General features: G+C 52.3%; 17 protein-coding genes. 7 read left to right on the forward strand and 10 right to left on the reverse strand.

Going from position 1 to position 21,408, the window contains the following annotated elements:
• Positions 1-40: 40 nt before the first annotated feature.
• From RBT11_06170 to RBT11_06185, 4 genes are all read right to left on the reverse strand, one after another.
• Positions 41-1,234, reverse strand: coding sequence for a Fic family protein (locus RBT11_06170; GenBank protein MDX9786338.1), 1,194 nt, complete (start codon positions 1,232-1,234; stop codon positions 41-43).
• Positions 1,235-1,378: 144 nt separating this feature from the next.
• Positions 1,379-2,605 (reverse strand): ABC transporter substrate-binding protein, encoded by a 1,227-nt coding sequence (locus RBT11_06175; protein ID MDX9786339.1) that lies wholly within the window; start codon positions 2,603-2,605, stop codon positions 1,379-1,381.
• Positions 2,606-2,725: 120 nt separating this feature from the next.
• A complete protein-coding gene (locus tag RBT11_06180; protein MDX9786340.1) occupies positions 2,726-3,775 on the reverse strand; it encodes a TPM domain-containing protein in 1,050 nt (349 codons plus the stop codon).
• A gap of 66 nt (positions 3,776-3,841) precedes the next feature.
• The gene (locus RBT11_06185; protein ID MDX9786341.1) at positions 3,842-4,600 is read right to left on the reverse strand and encodes a P-loop NTPase; all 759 of its coding nucleotides are present in this window, start codon (positions 4,598-4,600) and stop codon (positions 3,842-3,844) included.
• A gap of 787 nt (positions 4,601-5,387) precedes the next feature.
• Here RBT11_06185 and RBT11_06190 point away from each other — a divergent pair.
• From RBT11_06190 to RBT11_06205, 4 genes are all read left to right on the forward strand, one after another.
• On the forward strand, positions 5,388-6,017 hold the full coding sequence (locus tag RBT11_06190; protein MDX9786342.1) for an SWIM zinc finger family protein: 630 nt from the start codon (positions 5,388-5,390) through the stop codon (positions 6,015-6,017).
• A gap of 48 nt (positions 6,018-6,065) precedes the next feature.
• Positions 6,066-8,108, forward strand: a complete 2,043-nt coding sequence (locus RBT11_06195; GenBank protein ID MDX9786343.1) for a DEAD/DEAH box helicase — start codon at positions 6,066-6,068, stop codon at positions 8,106-8,108.
• A 160-nt stretch (positions 8,109-8,268) separates the two neighbouring features.
• Positions 8,269-8,475: a hypothetical protein gene (locus RBT11_06200; GenBank protein ID MDX9786344.1), complete on the forward strand. Its 207-nt coding sequence runs from the start codon at positions 8,269-8,271 to the stop codon at positions 8,473-8,475.
• Entirely contained in the window at positions 8,472-11,426 is a 2,955-nt protein-coding gene (locus tag RBT11_06205) for a DEAD/DEAH box helicase family protein (protein ID MDX9786345.1), read from the forward strand. The genes RBT11_06200 and RBT11_06205 overlap by 4 nt, the downstream gene beginning before the upstream one ends.
• 234 nt (positions 11,427-11,660) lie before the next feature.
• Here RBT11_06205 and RBT11_06210 read toward each other — a convergent pair whose 3' ends face one another.
• Positions 11,661-12,101: a hypothetical protein gene (locus RBT11_06210; GenBank protein MDX9786346.1), complete on the reverse strand. Its 441-nt coding sequence runs from the start codon at positions 12,099-12,101 to the stop codon at positions 11,661-11,663.
• 41 nt (positions 12,102-12,142) lie between these two features.
• On the opposite strand from RBT11_06210, the gene RBT11_06215 reads away from it, so the two are divergent.
• The 3 genes from RBT11_06215 to RBT11_06225 all read left to right on the forward strand — a co-directional run bounded on the left by RBT11_06215 (position 12,143) and on the right by RBT11_06225 (position 15,632).
• A complete protein-coding gene (locus RBT11_06215; protein MDX9786347.1) occupies positions 12,143-12,397 on the forward strand; it encodes a hypothetical protein in 255 nt (84 codons plus the stop codon).
• A 504-nt stretch (positions 12,398-12,901) separates the two neighbouring features.
• Positions 12,902-14,464 (forward strand): radical SAM protein, encoded by a 1,563-nt coding sequence (locus RBT11_06220; GenBank protein ID MDX9786348.1) that lies wholly within the window; start codon positions 12,902-12,904, stop codon positions 14,462-14,464.
• Positions 14,457-15,632: a hypothetical protein gene (locus RBT11_06225; protein ID MDX9786349.1), complete on the forward strand. Its 1,176-nt coding sequence runs from the start codon at positions 14,457-14,459 to the stop codon at positions 15,630-15,632. Before RBT11_06220 ends, RBT11_06225 begins: the two co-directional genes overlap by 8 nt.
• 304 nt (positions 15,633-15,936) lie before the next feature.
• Here RBT11_06225 and hypB read toward each other — a convergent pair whose 3' ends face one another.
• The 5 genes from hypB to RBT11_06250 form a co-directional block, all read right to left on the reverse strand.
• Positions 15,937-16,605, reverse strand: a complete 669-nt coding sequence (hypB, locus tag RBT11_06230; protein MDX9786350.1) for a hydrogenase nickel incorporation protein HypB — start codon at positions 16,603-16,605, stop codon at positions 15,937-15,939.
• A gap of 24 nt (positions 16,606-16,629) precedes the next feature.
• Positions 16,630-16,971 (reverse strand): hydrogenase maturation nickel metallochaperone HypA, encoded by a 342-nt coding sequence (locus tag RBT11_06235; protein ID MDX9786351.1) that lies wholly within the window; start codon positions 16,969-16,971, stop codon positions 16,630-16,632.
• Between the two features lie 49 nt (positions 16,972-17,020).
• Entirely contained in the window at positions 17,021-19,684 is a 2,664-nt protein-coding gene (locus RBT11_06240) for an FAD-dependent oxidoreductase (protein MDX9786352.1), read from the reverse strand.
• Positions 19,685-19,764: 80 nt separating this feature from the next.
• Positions 19,765-21,165 carry a 2-hydroxyacyl-CoA dehydratase family protein gene (locus RBT11_06245; protein ID MDX9786353.1) on the reverse strand — a complete coding sequence of 467 codons (1,401 nt, stop codon included), beginning with the start codon at positions 21,163-21,165 and terminating at the stop codon, positions 19,765-19,767.
• Positions 21,166-21,229: 64 nt separating this feature from the next.
• On the reverse strand, positions 21,230-21,403 hold the full coding sequence (locus RBT11_06250; GenBank protein ID MDX9786354.1) for a 2-hydroxyacyl-CoA dehydratase family protein: 174 nt from the start codon (positions 21,401-21,403) through the stop codon (positions 21,230-21,232).
• Positions 21,404-21,408: the final 5 nt, after the last annotated feature.

Below are 21,408 nucleotides of genomic sequence, written 5' to 3' on the forward strand. Positions count from 1 at the left end.
TTCACGCCCCCGGTCATCGGCAGACAACTCCACGCTGTCATCATTCAGGCCCTAAATCCGGGAACCAAACCGGCAGCAGGTGGGCGCTGAAATGAAGCCGCACCGGCCCCTTCGGTGTATCCGAAACAAGTAGCCCTTCATCGATCAATTCGGACAACAAGGTTCGGGCCGTTCTCTCCCCGAGACCGGTCAGTTGTGATGCCTCCCCGCGGCCGAAGGCGCCCATTAAAAAGGCTTCTTTGATTAGATGAAATGCTTCTGGTTTTATCGGTTTCAAGCCGGGCAGCAATAGATTGGCTCTCAAGCGGATGTATTGCTCAATACGCTTCAAGAGGCCCTCAAGTGACAGCACTTTTTGCATAAATGCGATTTGATCGAGACAAATCGAAAAAAAGAACTCACAAAATCGATCCAACCCTTTCTGGGACAAATTGCCGCGGCCGTCCAGATCCCCTTGCCGGGGTCTGTCGGCATCGGCCAGCGCCGCCATATAATCGGGTTTAAAGCGCGCAAACCCACGGTTAATCGACCAAAGGTCGTAACCTGCAATACCCGACGTTTTTAAGCAAACACCGGTAAAAAGCCGCGCCACGCGCCCGTTTCCATCTGAAAAAGGATGAATCCACATCAGCCGGTGATGGGCCGCTGCAATGGCCGAAAGTTTCTCGATGCGGGAAAAACGCGACAAATCATACTGCCTGTCAAATTCCGACATAAAGGATTCAATGGCAAGCGGCGCCACAGGGACCAGGCCGGCGACCTTGACGGAATGATCCCGAAATGCGCCGGGAATAACCGCCACCGAGGTTTTTCCGTCCACGCTGTCTATCCTTTTAAATCGGTCCGGCAGTTTTTCGTAGAAACGCCGATGAATGGAACGGATGAAATCAGGCGCGGTGGGGCGGACAGTCCCTGAATGTATCTCATGATCCAGATCCCGCTCCAGCCATACGTGGGCCCTGGCTTCCACCTGCAAATCGCGTTTGACCGGATCTCGATCATATGCCTGCGCCATGGCGCGTTCAATCTCCACCGGATGGGTGTTATGATCCTCGATCAAATTGGAATAATAGGTATTGGTGATACGCAAAAAATCGATCAACCCCTGCAGGGTAATGGGGTGCAGCTTGCCCGCCAGGGCAGCCGACTTTTCAATAATCTCAACAGCCGAATCTTGCAAATCGGAATGTGTTGAAGGCAAATATGGCGTCATATGGAAAACGTTGTCATACATATTGCCGATCCTTTTTTCCGATCTTATATAAAAATAAATCTATAAATACAATTAATAAAAATAAACTTTCATGTTTAACCTGAAAATATATGCCGATTATGCGGGATGTTTGGGGCGCCGGAATACGGTTTAAAAAATCAGTGATCAATCAACGCAAAAAGATACGGCCTCTGCTCCGTCAAACCAGATGCGCGTAAACTTGCCGTCCTTGATTTGAACGAACACCATGTCCGACTTCTGCAGCCCGTCGTGATTCGTCGGGCTGAAGCGATACACACCGGTACAGCCGTTAAAGCCTTGCGTCTTTTCCAAGGCAGTCCGCAAGGCCGCGCGGGAAAGGGGCTTATCGCACCGCGTGAGGGCATCCGCCAGCAGCCAGACGATATCATATCCGTGACCGGCGATCTGGTCCGCATCGACGCCGTAACGGGCCTTCATCCGTTCCTGAAAATCGATTACCGTTTGCCGCACCGGATCATTCTCATCGATCTGATACGGCACCACCGGTTTTCCGGCGGGAAAGGACACCCCTTCCACGGCCGCGCCTCCCAATGCGATGACAAAACCAAAGCCAAAGGCATGTGTGCCGAGCACCGGAAGATCGATGCCGAGCATGCGCAGATTTTTACAAAAAATAGGCCCCGGCGGACCGCCGGTGGCAAGATAGATCGCATCCACCTTCTCGGCCGTGAGGACGGGCTCCATCTTGATGATCTGAGGCGTCATGTCCACATCCGTGGGCTTGTGGGTTTCCTCGGAAAGGATGACTCGAAGGCCCTTTTCCCCGCCCATGGCCTTGAAATTCTCCGCCAGGCTTTTTGCCAGCGGCCAATTTCCCCGGCAAACCATCACGGTTTTGTAACCTTTGGCCAGGCACAGATCGATCAGTTTCTCGGTCAGTACGATATCATTGTGCGCGATGTTAAACGCCCACTGCTGATTCAACGCGCGCACCGCTCGGTTTGAAGGGCAGACAATCAGGTTGGAAACTTGTTTTCGCTCGGCAATGGCCCGGGTGGCGGCCTGAAAGGTATCCTCAAAAGGGCCGACGACCGCGAGAATCTCCTTGTCATCGGAAAATTGGAGCATATTGGCAGAAACCTTCGCGAGATCAAAGCCGTTATCAACCACGACCAGCTCGATGGGCGTTCCGTCGATGCCGCCCTGTCCATTCACCCGCGCCACTTCCATCTCCATGGCCATCAGCAGGGTTTGCGTGATATTGGCCCATGGGCCGGTTAACTCCAGATTCACCCCGATTCTGATAGGGGCGGCAGCCGTCGCCGATAAGCAAAGGTCGGGAGTGATGATTCCGGTGATGACCACGAAACAAAAAACGGGCAGCAGCAAGCAGCGGATGATATTTCTCATAAAAAAACCTTCTCTTTGTCCCCGCCTTGCGGGAAAGCGCATCGCATCAAACAAACGGCAAGACGGATTTGTGCAAGATTCCTTGGTACGTGCGCGTTTAAAAGAACAGCCGCTTTCGGCCTACTTTTTCTCGTGGGGAAATCCATGGGCATCAAAATGAAGATCCGCAAACGCAAAATCAAATTCATGGGCGGCGGTACGAAAAAACCATTGGTTTTTATGATTAAATCCAATCAATTGATTCATGAATGCCACATCGAGTTGCCACCCGCCCTCCCCTGTCCGCAACAGATAGGGGGACGCTTGGCGCTCGGAAACCGGAAACCGAATAACCGCCTTATCCCCCCTGGTTTTGACGGAAGCTTCGGGCATCATCCGCTCCAGATTGCTTAATTCATTGTTCTGTTGCGCATCCGTTACCAGCCAATTTTTGAAAAATTCCCGGGAGGCCGGCGTGTAGATGCCCAGTTCCGGATCCTTGATATGCTTGCGCAACACGCTTTTATAAATTTTCAGGGTCATTAGCGGAGACGCCTGAGCGCAAAACTCGGCCTTGTCAGGAACAACGTCTTTTTCCGGAACACCCGAATTGATCCCGACCTTGATATCGGCTCCCGCCCCGCCGGACAAATGCGCATTCGAAGTACCGCGCCCCGTAACACCTGGAGTTCCCGCAGCCATCGCTTTTGACACCAGCAATTCACAGGTAGCCTCAATCCCTTCCGCCACCTTGCCGGCCTCGAAAAAGGGCTTCATCTGCGCCCCTTCAATATATCCCACAAAGGCATCCGTGAAAATTCCCTCCAGATCATAGCCGACTTCGAGCCGAACCGCCTTTCCTACAGGGTCAATCAGGAACAACAGTCCCTTGGCGCCCTTTGTCTCTTTCCCGATGGCGCAGCGGTCAAAAACCGAAACGGCTTCTCCGGCTAAATCGCCCGGGCTTTCCGCCAGCGTAACCGCCATGAAATGAATATCGAGGTCCTTGTATAGCCGGTGGTGTAACTCGACAATGCGCTGCCACTGAGCAGGACCTAACAAACCGGCGTTATCCTGAAGATATCGGGACTTCTCCCCGCCCTTAGCACACCCCAAAAAAATACACAGCGTGACGCACAGCATCCATTTCATGCCGAACAGAAGATATTCCGTTCGCCGGCCACGGTTCATGCTTATCTTCTCCTGCATCATCACCCCCAGATATTCAGTCATGCTTTATTAATGGTGAGCGGCGCCTTATCGGGCCTCAATCGCCTCACAGACCGCTTCCATTTCCGGCATCTCGATATTCAGGGGCTCTCCTTTGAAATTATTTAAAAAAATGGATCGGTTATCCTGAAGACGGCCGATAATGGATACCCCCGCCAATGCTGCGACAAGATCCTTTTCGATCTCCGGTGTCACTTTGTTGAGAATGACCGATACCGGCAGATTGGCCTCCCCGGCCATACCACTAACCCTTTTGGCCATCATGACGGATTCAAAGGAAGGGTCCACCACGCACAGGACATGATCACACTGCCCGTCAAGACTTCTCCCGAAATGCTCCACGCCGGCGGCGGTATCCACAATCACCCATTCATCCGCTTCAAGATGAAGAGAGGAAAACAGCATTCTAAAGAGCTTTCCCATAGGGCAAGCACACCCTTCGCCGAAATGGTGGATCTTACCCACCGACATCACCCGAATTCCATCCGATTCCGCGACACAGCCCTCGGGCAGCCCATCGGGCGTCAGCTCCTTCGGGAATAATGGGGCCGGGCCGCCGAGCATTCCACCGGGGTTGTTGGTTTTGTCCCGAAACCCCGTTTTCCCGCCCAGACTGTCCATCAGCGGCTCAGGCATATCGATGCCCAGCATGCGATACAGACCGATATTCGATTCATCCGCATCCACCAATAAAACCTTTTTCCCCCTGTTACGCATGGCAACCGCCAGAAGCGCCGCTACCGTGCTTTTCCCGCAACCGCCCTTTCCGCAGATAATTATTTTCATGGTCTTGTTACCTCCGCCCTTCAACCGTATTGAATCCATTCACCCCTCGTTGATAGTATTGCCAATAGTAGTTTTCGCGGTTCCTTGATGGCCCCCTGCCCGGCGCATCAGAAGGTAGCGGGTGAACAAGAAAAGCACCCGGCCCATGCAAACCCCATGCAAACCATAAACGGTTGAGATTCCCAGCGCCTGGCAGACACCAGAATACCTTTTGGCAGCAAAATAATTCGCCCTGCCGAACCGTCATATAACCGGCAATCGGCATGGATTGCAAGAAGCACATCTCCGGAAGCCCTCCCAATGCCTTCCCCAATCTGAAATTCCCAGCCTCGGCGTTGGCAGGACACCCCTAGCATCGCATAGCGCGATTTACACTTGCGACCCCGTCATTTTTCTTGAGGCATGCCACCGGGCAATCCTCCATTTTTTTCTACAACCATCACGTATAATTATATATTTCAGCATAAATACCCCGGCCTCACCGGATCAGAACGGCTTATCTGTCGGTATTATTTCCAGGATGAAAATTACGATCATGCCGATGGGCCAAGGGGACAAGTGGGCAGCGTCAAGGAATCTTTTATTTTGTAATTACAAAAACCTTTTCCTTTGGGGATACTCAAGAGCCGTGTAAAAAAAGAATTGTGTGCCCCCGCCATCGCCATCACAACCAATTTACACCACCACGGAATCATGATAAGCATCGCCTGTTTCTTTTAAGGAAACGATCGCACCATCAAGAATAAAAAACGGGACGCATCGCCGGGAAAAAGTGAGGGGGGGCTCTATGTTGGAACTGAGCAGAGAGTATATTCAAACCGAAGTCGCGGATTCCGCCTTCATATATAAGCGGGGACAGGCGCTTTTCGAGCACGGCGCTTTCATGATGACCTCCGCGGACCCGGAAAAGGAATGTTTCACCTACCGGGTCGATGGCAACTATGGGGACTATACCATTCAGATTCAGCTTCTGGCGGATTGCGTCAAGTCCTCCTGTGATTGCCCCTATCCCGGGGACGGCTGCAAACATACGGTCGCGGCCCTTCTGGATGCACGCAACATCCTTTCCGATTTCAAACGGATTCCAAAAGGCAAAACCAAAGATTTTGTTGAAGTTGAGGGAGATTTCCTGACCCCCGATGAAATCAGGGCGCAAGCCATCGAAGACCGGAAAAAACGCGCCAAAAATGAAATCTTCAACGTAACGCTCGGAGACATGATGAAGGGCGAGCACCTCGTGGAAACGGAAATCGGAAAACAATACACGGTCACATTCCACGATCCCTTGAGCGAGGCCGGCCATTGCACGTGCCCGGACTTTTTGACCAACCGGCTCGGTACCTGCAAGCATCTGATCCATGTGGCCCAGCGGTTAAAAAAACTCCCCGGTTTCGCAAAGCGTTCGGCCGCGGAATGATTTCCCTTCATCGATCTCTATTGGGATTCGGTCCGGGAAAAACCGGGTTTGTTTCATGAACTGCCGGCGGCCCGATCCAACGGCGCTCTGGCGACCCTGTCTCCTTTTTTCGACGGAAAGGGCGTCTTTCGCGGCGGGCGCCTCAGCGAGCTCATGCCGGTGATTTCTTCGCTCTACGACGACAAACAGGTCCGGATTCAGGAGCCGCTTTTGCAGCGAATCGATGCGTCGATGATGCAGGCGCAACTTGACGATCTCCGCGCACAGGGACTTCCCCCTCTCACGGGAATAAAGACCCTGCTCTACCCTTATCAGCAAGACGGCGTGGCATTCGCGCTGTACAAATCGGGGGCGCTAATCGGGGATGAGATGGGCCTCGGAAAAACCCTTCAGGCAATCGCTCTGGGCATTTTGAAAAGAGACGTTTTCGACTTTACGAAGATACTGGTGATTACGCTGTCTTCACTCAAGGAACAGTGGCGGCGGGAAATAGAACGCTTTACCGATGAAAAAGCGACGATCGTCGCCGGTTCACAAGAACAGCGCCGTCAGATTTATTTCAACGATCAAAGTCTTTTCAAAATCACGAACTACGAAGCGGTGCTGCGCGATGTCTTAATCCTCTCGCGATATAAACCGGATCTGATTATTTTGGACGAGGCGCAGCGAATCAAGAATTTCTCCACCAAAACCGCCGACGCCGTCAAGCAAATCCCCCGTAAACACGCCGTCGTACTGACCGGAACGCCGCTGGAGAACAAGCTTGAAGATATCTACTCCATCATTCAGTTTCTAAGCCCCGGCATGCTTTCGCCCCTGTGGCATTTTGCGGCCGAACATTACATGCTCAGCCGAAAAAAGAAAGGAAAAATTCTCGGTTATACCAATCTGGACAAGCTTCACGAGCGGCTCTCCGCTATCGTGATCCGGCGGCGAAAGGAGCAGGTCCTGACAGAGCTTCCCGACGAAATCGTCAACAACTATTATCTTGAACTGACCGATCCACAGAAGAAGATCCACGGCGGTTATATCGCATCCCTTTTGCCGCTGCTGAACAAGAAATATATCACGCCCGTGGACTTGCGCCGGATCATGGAGCTTCTCCTGAAGGCCAGAATGGTCTGCAATTCGACTTATCTTATCGACCGTAAATCCCATATTTCACCGAAGCTTCAAGAGCTTGAAGGCATTCTGGAGGAGCTGGTCGTCAGCAATGGCCGTAAAGTCGTCATCTTCAGTGAGTGGACGACCATGACCTTTTTGATCGGCCGGCATCTTTCCGAAGCGGGCATTCAGTTCGTGGAACTCTCCGGCAAAGTGCCGGTCCATAAACGCCAGGCGCTGATCGATGAGTTTACGTGCAATCCCGAGTGCCAGGTGTTTCTCTCCACCGACGCCGGCGGAACCGGCCTCAACCTTCAGGCCGCCGATTGCGTCATCAACTTCGAGCTTCCCTGGAGCCCCGCGCGCTTAAACCAGCGCATCGGCCGCGTGAACCGCATCGGACAGACGAGCAAGTGCATCAATGTCATCAACCTGATCACAAAAGACAGTATCGAGGAAAAAATTCTGGCCGGCATTCAACTGAAAACAGACCTCTTTAAAGGAGTTTTCGACGGCGGCATCGATACGGTGGAGTTCTCGAGAGAAAAACGAAGCGAAATGCTCAACCGCTTGCGGGAGATGATGGGGGAAGAACCCGCACCGATCAATCGGGAAGCCGCGCCCACCGAGGAAATTCCCGCAGACGCGCCGGGTTTTCTCAATCCCAAAGTTCTGGGCGAGGCCGAAACGGAAGCAGCCCGGGAAGAGACCTCCGTCGATGTTACCGGAGAAGAGCCTGCGCCTGCGGATATGGCTGCGGGGATAACCGAGAGCCAAACCGGACAACCGGCGGATTCCTCCAGAATCGGCCGCCAGTCACCTGAAAAAATGGAAGCCGTTCTCAATTCGGGAATGGCCTTTCTCGGTGGTCTGATGGAAATGGCAACCGGACAAAAACTGACAGCGACCGGTCAGGACGGCCGAATGGTGCAAATCGACCGGCAGACCGGAGAGGTCACCCTCAAATTCAAGCTGCCCGGGTTTTAACCATCCTATCATCATTGCGCAGACTTAATGTTTGCGGTGTTACAACACCGTCTGCAAGTTTAAAGAAAGCTCGCTCTTGCCAGGGAAAGCAGCGTCGACTTGATATTTGCCGATCCGCCGTTTAATCTGAACAAGTTTTACCCTTCCGGATCGGCTGCCCATGGACATCTGCCCCCACTGCCTGGGAGATCTTAAGGATTACGGTGGATATAAGGATAAAATGAACCCGGATGGCGTCAATTTGACGGATGTGTGGCTGGACATCCCTCCGGTAAGGCATAAAAAGTATAAAAAGAGAAACAGTTCAAATGAGCTTTCGGTAAAGCTCATTGACCGGATTATAGAAATGAAGGATCCCTTGGCATGATACACGACGACCTGATTTCTTTTGATAATCTGCTCACGAAGTATCATGCTCTGCTGACCGAAAACAATAACTTGAAAGAAGAAATAAGAATCCTGAAGGCTCGCCTGGACGGTGTGGAGCACGGGATTCCAGGTGACGACAGCTCCGGACAGGGATCTGAACCGGAGACAGCTCCCCCTTGTCATTCAGAGGCTGACGTTCCGCCCGCCGATATCAGCAACAAGTCCGACAGCGTGGAAAAGATCAGGTTATTCATGTCGCTCTTCAAAGGCCGGGATGATGTTTACGCAAGGAGGTGGGAACACAAAAAGAAGGGCACATCCGGCTATTCCCCTTCCTGTGTGAATGAATGGAAGCCCGGCGTTTGCGTCAAACCGAAGGGGTCATGTGCCAGATGCAGTCATAAGGAATATGCCGCCTTGGATGAAACGGTCATTGATCAACATCTGCGGGGGAAAATAATCGCCGGAATATACCCAATGGGCCTTGACGACACCTGCTGGTTTTTAGCCATTGATTTTGATAAAGGAGAATGGCGAAAGGATATCTCGGCACTAAGAGACGTGTGTGCCGAATTTGACATTCCCGTTGCCGTTGAGCGGTCTCGTTCCGGGAACGGTGCTCATGCCTGGTTTTTCTTTGAAAGGCAACACCCCGCAGCCCTTGCCAGAAAACTTGGCGCTTCCATGGTCACCTACACCATGAACAAGCGGCACGAAATCACATTCAAGTCATATGACCGATTCTTCCCCAATCAAGACACATTGCCAAAAGGCGGACTGGGGAATCTGATTGCGCTCCCCCTGCAAAAAGAGGCGAGAAAGCTTAACAACAGTGAATTCATAGACGAGGATCTCGTCCCGTATAACGACCAATGGACGTTTTTAGGCACTGTCCGTAAGCTGTCCGAAGATGAGGTGGCAGGGCTCATATCAAAGCTATCAGACGGCAACGAATTGGGGGTATTGAGAATAGATGAAGAGGAAACCCAAAAGCCATGGGAAACGGTCAAGATCAAGTTGAAGGAAAACGATTTCCCGCGAGAGATCGGGATCGTGAAGGCGAATATGCTGTATGTCCCCAAAGCCGGCATCTCTCAACGGGGATTGAATCGGCTGAAACGTCTTGCCGCCTTTAAAAATCCGGAGTTTTATAAGGCCCAGGCGATGCGTTTGTCGACCTACGGAAAGCAGAGAATTATCACATGCGCCGATGAAACCGCTGACTATCTCTTACTGCCCAGAGGGTGCGAGTCGGACCTTAGCGCGCTATTTTCCGAACATGGAATCAAAATCACCAGCTTCGATCATACCACTTGCGGCCGGAAAATCGATGTCGAATTCAACGGCACCCTGAGGGAGGAGCAGTCCATCGCCATAGACCAATTACTCGGCCACAACATCGGCGTCCTCTCCGGAACGACCGCCTTCGGAAAAACGGTTGTGGCCATCAAGCTGATCGCCGAAAGAAAAGTAAACACGCTGATCATCGTCAACCGGGCCAGTCTCGTTTCCCAGTGGACAAAGCGATTGATGGAATTCCTTGCCATTCATGAGACATTGGGGGCATCCGATACCGATGGTGAAAAAAGGAGGGGAAGAAAAAAAGTTGTAACTGTCATCGGGCAACTGGGACAGGGAAAGAACACACTTGGCGGCATTATCGACATAGCGCTCATGCAGTCGCTCGGCAGGGTGGGTGAGATCAAGGATTTCGTTAAGAATTACGGCATGATTATCGTTGATGAATGTCACCATGCCGCCGCCTTCAGCTTCGAGAGCATCCTCAAAAACGCGAACGCAAAATTTATATGCGGGCTGACCGCGACCCCCACCCGAAAGGATGGACATCATCCAATCATTTTCATGCAGTGCGGTCCCATCCGGTATCGGGATGATGCAAAAACGCAGGCGGAAAAACGGCCTTTTGCGCATTATGTGGTTCCGAGATTCACAGCGTTTCGGGTTCCGATGGATAAAGACGAAAAGGATGTCTCCATCCAGGAGCACTATGGGACAATAGCGGTAAACGAGATGCGCAATCAACTGATAATCGATGATGTAATCCAGTGCCATGAGAACGGCAGAAATTGCCTCGTTTTGACGGAAAGAACCGCCCATGTGGCACTGCTCACCGAAAGGCTGAATAAACGAATTCCCGGAGTGATATCTCTGACCGGAGGACGAGGGGCCAAAGAAACCGGAGAACACTTTAAAAAAATAGCCGATACCCCCCTGGACAAGCAATTAACATTAATCGCCACGGGCAGATATATTGGGGAAGGATTTGACGAACCGCGCCTCGACACCCTTTTCCTGACCATGCCCATATCGTGGAAAGGCACGCTGCAGCAATATGCGGGAAGGCTCCACCGGCTGTTTGACGGCAAGAAGGAGGCGGTGATCTACGATTATGTGGACGTCCATGTGAGAATGCTCGAAAAAATGTATCATAAGCGCCTCAACGGATATGCATCCATCGGCTACAAGGCAAAAGGCGGGTTTACGGCGCCCGATTCCATCGACATCATTTTTGACAGAAGCAATTTCTCTCCGGTTTACGAAAATGATATCCTGGCGGCCACAAGAGAGATTCTGATCGTAAGCCCATTTGTTACCAGGAAGCGCACCGTGGAGATGATGCAACACCTTGAAGTCGCTCTGCGCAATGGGGTAAGGGTAACCGCGATGACGAAGCCAGCGGTAGATTACAAAACGAAAGATGCGGCTGCGTTACAAGAAACTCTGGATTTGTTGCAGGGCGCCGGAGTGTGCATAATATACCGCTCAAACATCCATCAGAAATTCGCAATAATCGATCAAAAAATCGTGTGGTATGGGAGTATCAACCTGTTAAGCTTCGGCAATGCGGAAGAAAGCATCATGCGCCTCGAAAGCCCAAATATTGCTCATGAACTGACAAAAAGCCTGGAAAGGGCTGGAACCGGTTAATTCCTTTTAAGAAAATTCGAAACCCCGGAATGGAAATCAATTTCGCGGTGATATCCACCGCTGCCATGCTTTCGACGTTCACCTTGGGAGGAAAGCCGATGATTCGGTATTCGTCTGCACTACCGCCGGCGAACCCAATCGCAGGACAGACAGGTCGGAAACCCGCTATAATCGAGCTTCCCGAAGTTCCTTCTGATCGCGGACAACACCGGCCCATTCCAGATTTCCCTTATACTATGAGGTTAGATTCCCGATGCCCTGAACCCCATTGTAGTCCACACAACAAGTAACGGCCCTGCCGTCCCAGAGCACCGACAGGGCGGACCAGGGGTAAAAACAGACGGACACGATCTTTTCTCCCACGGTATTGTAAGACCTCCCGCCTCCGAAGTTGTCCAAGGAGCTGATATTCATGCAGTCGCCGGCCGTTTTGTCCGGTAAAGAGCGCCACAGCGCTTGAAACGCCTTGATGTTTTGAAGCGTCACCTTGAAATCAAGTCGCTTCATGGTGGACTGATAAGTTTCTTCGTCGGTGCCGTAAAAACCGATCTTCATTTTGTCCAATCCCGCGGTAATGATCTTTTTCGATGTCTCGGGGAACAGTAACGACGCATTGGTCACGATATAGGTCTGCGCTATTCCGAAGGCCTTTGCGAGCTGGATTCTTTCGGGCAACAGCAGGCGATTAGAACCGGTTTTAATAAAGAGGTGCTTTGATGAAAACAAGAAGCAGATCGAATTTTATATCCATAGCGGGCAAGCTGATAATCGGGCTTTTTTTTTCTGCACTAATCAGCAACTTTGATGTGGCCCCGGCACTCGGAAAAGACGACCATAAAAAAGTATGGGAAAACATGACAACGGCCGTTACGAGAACAGGGGACGCGGGGACAACCGTGACCATTATAACGCGTATGGACATGACCGAAACCGTTACGAGGATGAAAGGCGTCAGTATTACCACGACCTGAGGGGCCGTCGTGTTTACCGGTATCATAATTACAGGGAGCGGGTTTATGCCCCGCCGCGGTTTTTCTTTGAACCGCCTCCGCCGCCGGGCATCAGCATTTTTTTCCCACCCATCTTTATTCACTAAGCAGAAGGCAGGGGTTAAGGAGAAACCGATTTCGGCAGATTGAAGACAAACGCAACCCACAACATCAGCTTATAAGAGACGGGATCACGTTGCAACGGGTTGGTGAATGACAAGCATCATCACAAATTGAGCACCTGATAGGCGGTGTTCGATATGCGTTCCGGTATCGCGGCCGTTGACGGCCCAGAATTGAGTCACTGTATATATGCGGTAGGTTAATGATGTTAAGGTGGCCTGTTATTCATGTTCGATTGATTCATATCGGAATTCTTATTCAAATTAGTGCCGGACAAGATCCTTGACAAATTTTACGGGTTCGATAAGTTAACACAATTTTTCAGTCGGTTAATTGAAGGTTTTGTTAAAAGATTGTTTTGACATGCCCGAAGTCATTGATCTTCTCATTCTCCACATCCCGAAGTTTTCCAACTATTACAAGCCATACGGCGATTTTATGTCGGTCAACCTGATTCCGATGGCGACTTGGGCGTTGGCGGATCTTTGTGTTCAAAAAGGCTTTCGGACACTCCTTCTTCATCTTGGCATCGAATGGATCGAAACTGGCGTTTTTTCCCCTCTCCCCTACCTAAAAACGAAAACCCCTCGCGTCATCGCCATTCCCCTACACTGGCATGCCCAATCGTACCAGGTGCTGGAAGCGGCCAAAGAGATAAAAGCGCAGCATCCAAATGGGTTTATTGTGCTTGGAGGATATACGGCCAGCTATTTTCACCGGGAGATTGTCGCTGACCATGCAGAAATTGACGCCGTTATTCGCGGCGATGCGGAAGCGCCGCTGCCCGCACTCCTTGGCGCGCTTAAAACCGGCCGGCCGCTGGACGGCATTGCGAACCTAACCTGGCGGCGGGACGGGCAAGTGATTGAAAATCCGCTCTCCTTTGTGGCATCGGAAAGCGAAATAGATCAGTCCTCGTACGCGAATCTTAACCTGCTGAAGGGAAAGGAGACCTATATTCATCATATGGGGCTGCCCTTTATCTGGTCCAAGGCCCTCTCAAAAAAGGACAATAAGCGGTATTTTCATCTGGGTCCGCCCCTATTCCTTCTCAATATCGGCCGGGGATGCACCGGCAATTGCACGTGGTGTGGCGGGGGCGCCAGAGCGCAAGCGCTGGTCAACGGCAGAAAATCCGTGGCCTTCCGCGCACCCGAAAAAGTGGCGGATACGGCCTGTGAGGCAGCGGAAGCGGGGTACAAAATGCTGCACATGGCCTTTGATCCGGGAAAAGAGGGGGAGCGGTATTATCGCGTCTTGTTTGCCGAGATAAGACGGCGCAACCTGAAAATGATGGGCTATTTTGAATCATTTTCCCTGCCGTCACCCGCATTTTTAACGGAATTTGCCGCCACCTTTGATTTAAAGGCCTCCACCATCGCGGTATCGCCCGAATCGGGCGTAGAGCGCATTCGATATCGGAACAAGAGTTTTGCGTATAGTAATGACGCATTGCTGCGCGCCATCAGTGCCGCGGAACACCTGGGGATAAGGATGGACACCTTCTATGCCATGGGTATTCCGGGCGAAAAGGCTGCGGATCTGGCTGAGACAAAACGATTAAGAGAAACGATTCAAAAAAGATTTAAAAACATCGGCAGGCTTTGGACCTCAACGATTACCCTGGAACCGGCCGCGCCCTGGCATTTAGACCCCGCCTCGTTCGGAATTATCCCCACCCGAAAAACCTTTGACGATTTTTACCGCGCCAGTGCACCGGACGGCGGCGGACTTGGCTATTATATCCCCGACTATATCGGAGACGATTCCTCTCTGAAAGCTGCCCAGTTTGAACACTTTTTAAAGGAAACTAAATGCCGCGCCCATTGCACTTTCAACCCGAACCCGGTAAAAGGAAGCGGTTCATTTATGGGAAGGCTTTATTGTCGCTACATGCACTGGCGCACCGGAGGAAAGATTGAATAAGATTCAGTTTGTGGATGGAACGCTTCGGGAGGGAGAGCAGACCCCGGGCGTCTTTTTTACCAGGCAAGAAAAGATCGAGATCGCAAAGGCGCTTGATGCGGCGGGAGTGGCGATTATCGATGCCGGCATGCCATCGATTTCAGAGGACGAGCAACAAACCATCGCAGCTATTTCAAGGCAGGGACTTTCCGCGGCCATCGGCGTGACCGTGCTCATGAAACGAAGTGAAATTGATCTTGCCAAAGCGTGCGGGGCAAACGAAATATTTCTCATCTGTCCGGTCAGCAACTCCCATCTTGAGCGCAAACTCGATATCAATGAAGAGAAGCTGAAAATAACGCTTTCGGATATCATTCACTATGGAACCCAAAACGGCCTGGGCGTCAATCTGGTGGCCGAGGACGCCAGCCGCGCCGAGCTGCCGTTTTTATGTCACCTTCTCGGCTTCTCTCATGAATGCGGCGCCCGGCGCGTTTTTCTATGCGACACGCTGGGGGTGATGGCGCCGAGTCGCATGCGTGCGCTGGTGGAAACCGTCAAATGCGTCATCCCAAAGAGTATGGGCATCGGTGTTCATTGTCATGACGATCTGGGGCTTGCCACAGCCAACACCCTGGCCGGCGTGAAAGCGGGCGCCGCCTTTCCCGCGGTAACCGTCAACGGCATCGGTGAGCGGGCCGGTAATGCTCCCCTTCAGGAAGTGGCCATGGGGATTGAAACCTTGTTCCATCAAGCCTGCGGGATTGATCTTTCCCGCATATTCGATCTGGCCAAACTCGTTGAAACCTGCTCCGGCATTCTGATTCCCCCCCATGCCCCGATCGTGGGGTTCAACGCCTTCCGTCACGAATCGGGCATTCACGTGGACGGGCTGCTCAAAAGCGAGGACACCTATACCGGCGTCAACCCCGTGGACCTTCACCGAAAAACATCTTTTGTTATCGGAAAGCATTCCGGCACCCATGCCATCCGGGGCCTGCTGCAGGGAAACGGCCATCGGGCCACTGATGAACAGATCGCCGAAATACTCAAACGCATCAAGGCGACAAAGGTTTCCGAGAGCAAATCGGACATTCGGCACATGGTGGAAGAAATCAGGCACTTTCACGAAAAAAGCCTTAATTTTTCCGCGAAGGCTTTTTGGAAAATCGTTGAAGAGGTGCTTTAAGTCAGGGTTGTAAAACCGCTTCTGCCGGATTTGGCCTGAATCGAGTAGCGGGGGGGCGCATTACCGGTTTGTTAACACCTCTGGATCACACGGTGTAGAGGCGAACCTGTGTTGCCGTTTTCGTTGCCACTGTAGGGGCAGACCTGCGTGTCTGCCCCCGTGAATCTTGATGCGCGTTCCCCGCCAAACCAGGGCGGACACACAGGTCCGCCCCTACGTTGGCCGCGACGGTTGCCATGGATGTTGTATTAACAAACCGGCAATGCGCCCGTAGCGGGTGCTTCACATCCCCTGTGAACGCCTCTCATTGAATCGAATCCGCAACCTTTTTGCGCAGCCAATCCGTCCATGCCTCGCAGCCTTCGCCGGTCTTTGCTGAAATCGGAAAGACTTCAATGCGGGGATTGAGTTTTCTCGCATAGGATGTCACTTTCTCAATATCAAAGTCGAAAAATGCAGCGCAGTCGACCTTGTTGATGATCATGGCATCGACGATTTTGAACATGAGCGGATATTTGAGGGGTTTGTCGTGCCCCTCGCAGATGCTCAGGATCATGACGTTGGTTGCCGCTCCCGTGTCAAACTCGGCCGGACAGACAAGATTGCCCACATTTTCGAGAACGACAAGATCAAGATCTTTGGTTCCGATCTCTTTTAAACCCTGCTCGGTCATGGCGGCGTCAAGGTGGCACATGCCGCCCGTGTGCAGTTGAATCGTGGGAACACCGGTTTCGGCGACGGCAACGGCATCGACATCGGAATCGATGTCTGCTTCCATAACCCCGATGCGCAATTCATCCTTCAAGCGGTTGATGGTCCGGATGAGCGTCGTTGTCTTGCCAGAGCCGGGAGAAGACATCAGATTGAGAAGACACGTCTTTTCTTCCTTCAATCTTTTCCGAAGCAAATCGGCCGCCCGATCATTGTTGTCCATAACGCTTTTCTTGATTTCAATTACACGAACCTTATCCATAAAATTGCTCCGTAAAAAAGATGGCTATACCCAGATTTCCTTAATCATAAACTCTCGCCCCTGAAGAACTTCCTTTTCAAACCGGCCGCATAGCGGGCAAAACCCGTCGTTTTGAACCACATTGTAAATCTCGTCGCAGTTTGTGCACCTTGCCTCGCCCGGTATCCGCTCGATCACAAGCTTCGAATCCTTCAAACATTCCTTGTTTTCGACGATCAGCGGATAGTACTCTTCCATAAAGTGGGGAACAACGGACGAAAGCTCACCGATCTCGAGAACGATCGCGGCGACTTTTTCTATTTTCTGTTCCGTTGCCATCGTCTCCACCTGGTCAACAACCTCCATCAGGACGTTCAATTCATGCATTAAATCACCTTAATCTTAGGACGGCAAGTCTTTTTCGGCTTGTCGATCGCTATTTATCCGCGATCATATCCTTTACCGCCCGAACCGCAATCCTGCCGCTCCGCGCCACTGCATTTGCGGCAAGGCGCATCGGCAGTTTTTCGTAAGTGCATCCATATTTGCTCGATACCTTGCTGAGCGAGATCGCATCGAATTTGCATCGCGTCGCACACAGTCCGCAACCCAGGCATCGGGTTTGATCGATGTAGGCAGCGCCGCAACTGAGGCATCTTTGCGCCTCTTTTTGAACCTGTTCCTCGGTAAACGCCTGCCGGATGTCTTTAAAGGTGACTTTTTCCTCGGCCTTGTGAAGCGGCCTCTGGCGCGGCGTGTTGTCATAATTCCCGATCCGCAGATTTTCCTTGTCGATGGCGTGGTATTTTCTGCGGTCCCTGCCGAGAAGCAGGTCATGCCCCTCCCAGACAAACCGGTGCAGGGAAATGGCGCCTTCCTTGCCCGCCGCAATGGCGTCAATGGCGAATTTGGGGCCTGTATGGGCGTCGCCGCCGGTGAAGATATCCGGTTCGGCGGTCTGATACGTGACCGCGTCGGCCCGGACAGTATAGTTGGCATTCAACGCAACTTTTGAGCCGGCAAGCAGGCCGCCCCAGTCGATGCCCTGTCCGATTGAAACCAGCACATGGTCGGCATTGACCGTGATCGTGTCGTTGTCGTCATATTTCGGGTCAAACTTGCCATCCGCGCTGAAAACCGACGTACACTTCTTAAATTCCACGCCCGTTACCTTGCCGTCTTTCGTGAGGATGCGTTTGGGGCCCCAGGACGGATTGATCACAACGCCTTCGGACTGCGCCTCTTCGATCTCTTCGGGAAGCGCCGGCATCTCCTTTGCGGACTCCAGACAATACATGTTCAGCGTGCCGGCGCCGCTTCTGACGGCCGCGCGCGCCACATCGATGGCAACGTTGCCGCCGCCGATGACCAGGACATCGCCGTTCAATTCTTCCTGCTGACCAAGCGTCACGTTCCGCAAGAACTCAAGGCCCGTAACGACGCCCTCGGCGTCTTCGCCTTCAATGCCAAGCGCTCTTCCGGACTGGGCGCCGATCGCCATATAAAAGCCCTTATAACCCTCCTGCCGCAGCGCCTCAAGGCTCACATCCTTGCCGACCTCTATACCGGTTTTGAATTCCACACCGAGCGTTTTCAAAACCTCTATCTCCGCATCGACCACCGCCGGCGCCAACCGGAAGGCGGGGATGCCGTATTTGAGCATCCCGCCGGGCTGCGGTTGCTTCTCGAATACCGTGACGTGATGTCCGAAGATCGCAAGATAATAAGCGCAGCTCATACCGGCGGGGCCTGCGCCGATGACCGCTATCTTTTTCCCCTTATCGAACTTCTTTTTCGGAACGTAGCGCGAAGCGCTGTCAAGTTCTTTCTCGGCGATGAATTTCTTGATCTCATCGACCGCCACGGGTTCGTCAATATCGCCTCGCGTGCATCCCGATTCGCATTTTCTGGGGCAGATCCTGCCGCATACGGCCGGGAAGGGGTTTTCCTTCTTGATCAGCTCCAGGGCATCCATATATTTCCCCATGCCCGCGAGTTTGACATAGCCCTGCACGGAGATATGGGCGGGGCACAGGGTTTTGCAGGGAGACGTGCCCGTTTCGGGCACCACGTTTTCCCGGGTCAGCAAGAAGTCAAGTTGCCATTTGTCCTTCCCCCAGATGTGATCGTCCGGACTGATGTTTTTCTTTATTTTTACCGGTGTTGCCTGGCAAATCTTCTGCCCCAGTTTGACGGCGTTCATGGGGCAGACATCGACGCACTGGCCGCAAGCGGCACACTTCTCCTTATCAATGCTTGCCACAAAGTTCGAGCGCATCATGTTGGGCGTATCCACAAGCCTTGCCGTTCTGAATGCCAGACAGCATTCGGGGTGGCAGTTGCAAATAAACAGGGAGTTCTTGGGGCCGTCCACATTCGTCACCTCGTGGACATAACCCATCTCCTCGGCCCTGTGCAGAATATCGTAGGCTTCTTCTTTCGTGACCCTTCTGGCCCGGTTGGTCTTGATGCAAGACTCGGCAAACTCGCCCAGCGTAATGCACCATTCCCCTTCGAGATCCTCGCCGGCTTTTCCAATAATCCGCGCTGATCTACGGCACTGGCACCCGGTTACGGCAAGACTGGGGGCATACTTCTCAACCCAATAACTCAACTCTTCAATCTCGGCTTTCCGGGGTTCGGCATCGATCGTTTTCTGTACGGGCACGGTGATCACCAGTCCGGAACCTTTCGGGAAAAATTTTGCGGTCTTTTTGACCAATCCCTCGACAAAATCAACGAAGTTTTGCGCGATTTCAGGGTGGGCTTCGACCTGATCTTGCTTCATCACCATCAGTTCCATGCTGCCGGGCGCGAAAACCGGAAGCATCACCCGCTCTTCGCCGTTGACTCTCGTGTATTCAAGAACACCGATCTCGGCCATTTTTTCGACCAGCGCCTTGACATTTTCAGGGGTGCGCTTCGTCTTTTTCGCTATCGCTTCTATGGCGTAGGGCGTGCGGATTTTCATGCTGAGCCCGATCTCGATCATGTCATCGGCCAGCACATTTTTCAGCGCCTTGTACTCGGGAGATTTTTCGGTACAATACGGATTCAGCAGATTGACATGCTGGACGAATTTTGCCAAATTTTTTCTCATAGTGGGTCACCTTAATCATTTATTATAAATTAAATCGGACCGCTTGTTGCATTCAGATTCGCTTTATTGTCATGCGCCCATCAAATATTACTGAAAAACTCCGCCAACTGGTCATGGGCCGACTCGCGGGGCGTAAACCGGGCGTCCACGATATCCGTTTCCCATTGAAAGGTGGGAATCCCGACCTCCTCCTGCAGGGCATCGCTTAAGAGTTTATTGACCCCCCAGGAATGCTTGCAGGCCATGTGCCCGGAAAAAACCGCCGCATCCGCGTGACAGGTTTTGGCCAGATTCACGAAATCGTTGATCCAGATGTCCGAAAACGACATAACGTTTCGTGACATGGGCATGTTGAAGGACCGCCACGCCAAACCCTCGATCATGGAGTCCACACTGGTGGTGTTCACAAGGCCGACAATGTCGCCGGGAAGGTAGCTCGCCGCACACTCCAGATAGCTCATGCCGTAATCCTCTTCGAGCCAGTCATACATATCGATGTAAAAGGGCGTGATCCCCCAGGTCCACAGGGTACGGATCTCCTTTTTTCCCTCGGGCAAAAAGCCGATCCCTTTGTCATAACGCGCTTTGGCCTGCTCATAGCACGTCTTCAAATAATCGACATACCGGGCATTGGTTCCGCATTGGTAAAGGGAGCCGACATCAAAGGACCGATGCATGCCGGGATCCGGGTTGGGAACCGCGCGGCGCATCTTCTGCAATTCATACAGGTACCAGAGCTGCTGGTTGCCGTATTCCACATGCTTTCTCAGCAGGTCTTCATTCAGGGCGCGGCCCGTGATTTTTTCCAGGCTTTCCACCATGCGTTTCCATTCATCGTGATAATAGTTAAATGCCCGCTTGTTGGAATAATAAGGCGCATCCAGCACCACCAGGGGAACCTTGTTTCGCTCCATCACATATTGATAGAGCATGGAGCTCGAATCACAGGGGGTGCTCGGTTTCACCATCACGTCCGGCATCGGCATTCGGCCGATTTCAATGGCCGTGACCGTCCCCTTCTGGGCGGAACACAGATGGGTGGGAAGCCCTTTCAACTCCAGAAGATCCATCTCTTCTTCAACCCCCCGGCGCAACACCGCGCTCAGAAAAACCGGCATCAACTCAAAGCATACGGGCGCCAAGTCCAGCCCATGGAGAATCTCCGGTGTCATGGTGACAAAATAATAGGCGAGGGGTTTTCCCTGCTCCATATTCGCAAAGAGATCCTGAAGGTATTGCTTCATCGCCACACATTGATCATATATGGCCTGTCGGTTTTTTTCCTTCAGGGCCGCAGCAAACACTTCAGGATATGCCCCGAGCGCCAAGGTGGCATGAAATTCCGGTATCTGCTGTAAAAAAGTCGGCAGATCCACATCGGCCATCGTCTTGGCCCCGCTGCCGATCAACCCGATAAAAAGATCGCAAATGGCGTCGAGCTTTCTTAACCACTCATATTTGGTCTGAACTGTTTCCCCCATTTTGGCCGGTCTCCTTTGCCACTCTGTTGGTCATTGGTTCTTATATGCAAAATTCCTGAGGTGCTTATTTACCCAGCTTCTCCAAAAAGGCCTGAATCCGCGTTTTCAAACGGCCTTCGTCGGTGGAAATATAATCCCGCTCGATCATAAGGCTTGGCAATCCGATTGTTTCAAGATCGGCCGCTTCCATCTGGGATTCAACGCCATGGTTGTCGCAAAACGGGATTTTCGCGAAAATGACGC

It is taken from the genome of Desulfobacterales bacterium, assembly GCA_034003325.1.
Classification (GTDB): Bacteria; Desulfobacterota; Desulfobacteria; order Desulfobacterales; family JAFDDL01; genus JAVEYW01.

Bases quoted from the DNA above. Each gene is read 5' to 3' on its own strand.
- RBT11_06170 (MDX9786338.1), bottom strand. From the start codon at position 1,234: ATGTATGACAACGTTTTCCATATGACGCCATATTTGCCTTCAACACAT.
- RBT11_06175 (MDX9786339.1), bottom strand. From the start codon at position 2,605: ATGAGAAATATCATCCGCTGCTTGCTGCTGCCCGTTTTTTGTTTCGTG.
- RBT11_06180 (MDX9786340.1), bottom strand. From the start codon at position 3,775: ATGAACCGTGGCCGGCGAACGGAATATCTTCTGTTCGGCATGAAATGG.
- RBT11_06185 (MDX9786341.1), bottom strand. From the start codon at position 4,600: ATGAAAATAATTATCTGCGGAAAGGGCGGTTGCGGGAAAAGCACGGTA.
- RBT11_06190 (MDX9786342.1), top strand. From the start codon at position 5,388: ATGTTGGAACTGAGCAGAGAGTATATTCAAACCGAAGTCGCGGATTCC.
- RBT11_06200 (MDX9786344.1), top strand. From the start codon at position 8,269: ATGGACATCTGCCCCCACTGCCTGGGAGATCTTAAGGATTACGGTGGA.
- RBT11_06205 (MDX9786345.1), top strand. From the start codon at position 8,472: ATGATACACGACGACCTGATTTCTTTTGATAATCTGCTCACGAAGTAT.
- RBT11_06215 (MDX9786347.1), top strand. From the start codon at position 12,143: ATGAAAACAAGAAGCAGATCGAATTTTATATCCATAGCGGGCAAGCTG.
- RBT11_06220 (MDX9786348.1), top strand. From the start codon at position 12,902: ATGCCCGAAGTCATTGATCTTCTCATTCTCCACATCCCGAAGTTTTCC.
- hypB (MDX9786350.1), bottom strand. From the start codon at position 16,605: ATGGATAAGGTTCGTGTAATTGAAATCAAGAAAAGCGTTATGGACAAC.
- RBT11_06235 (MDX9786351.1), bottom strand. From the start codon at position 16,971: ATGCATGAATTGAACGTCCTGATGGAGGTTGTTGACCAGGTGGAGACG.
- RBT11_06240 (MDX9786352.1), bottom strand. From the start codon at position 19,684: ATGAGAAAAAATTTGGCAAAATTCGTCCAGCATGTCAATCTGCTGAAT.
- RBT11_06245 (MDX9786353.1), bottom strand. From the start codon at position 21,165: ATGGGGGAAACAGTTCAGACCAAATATGAGTGGTTAAGAAAGCTCGAC.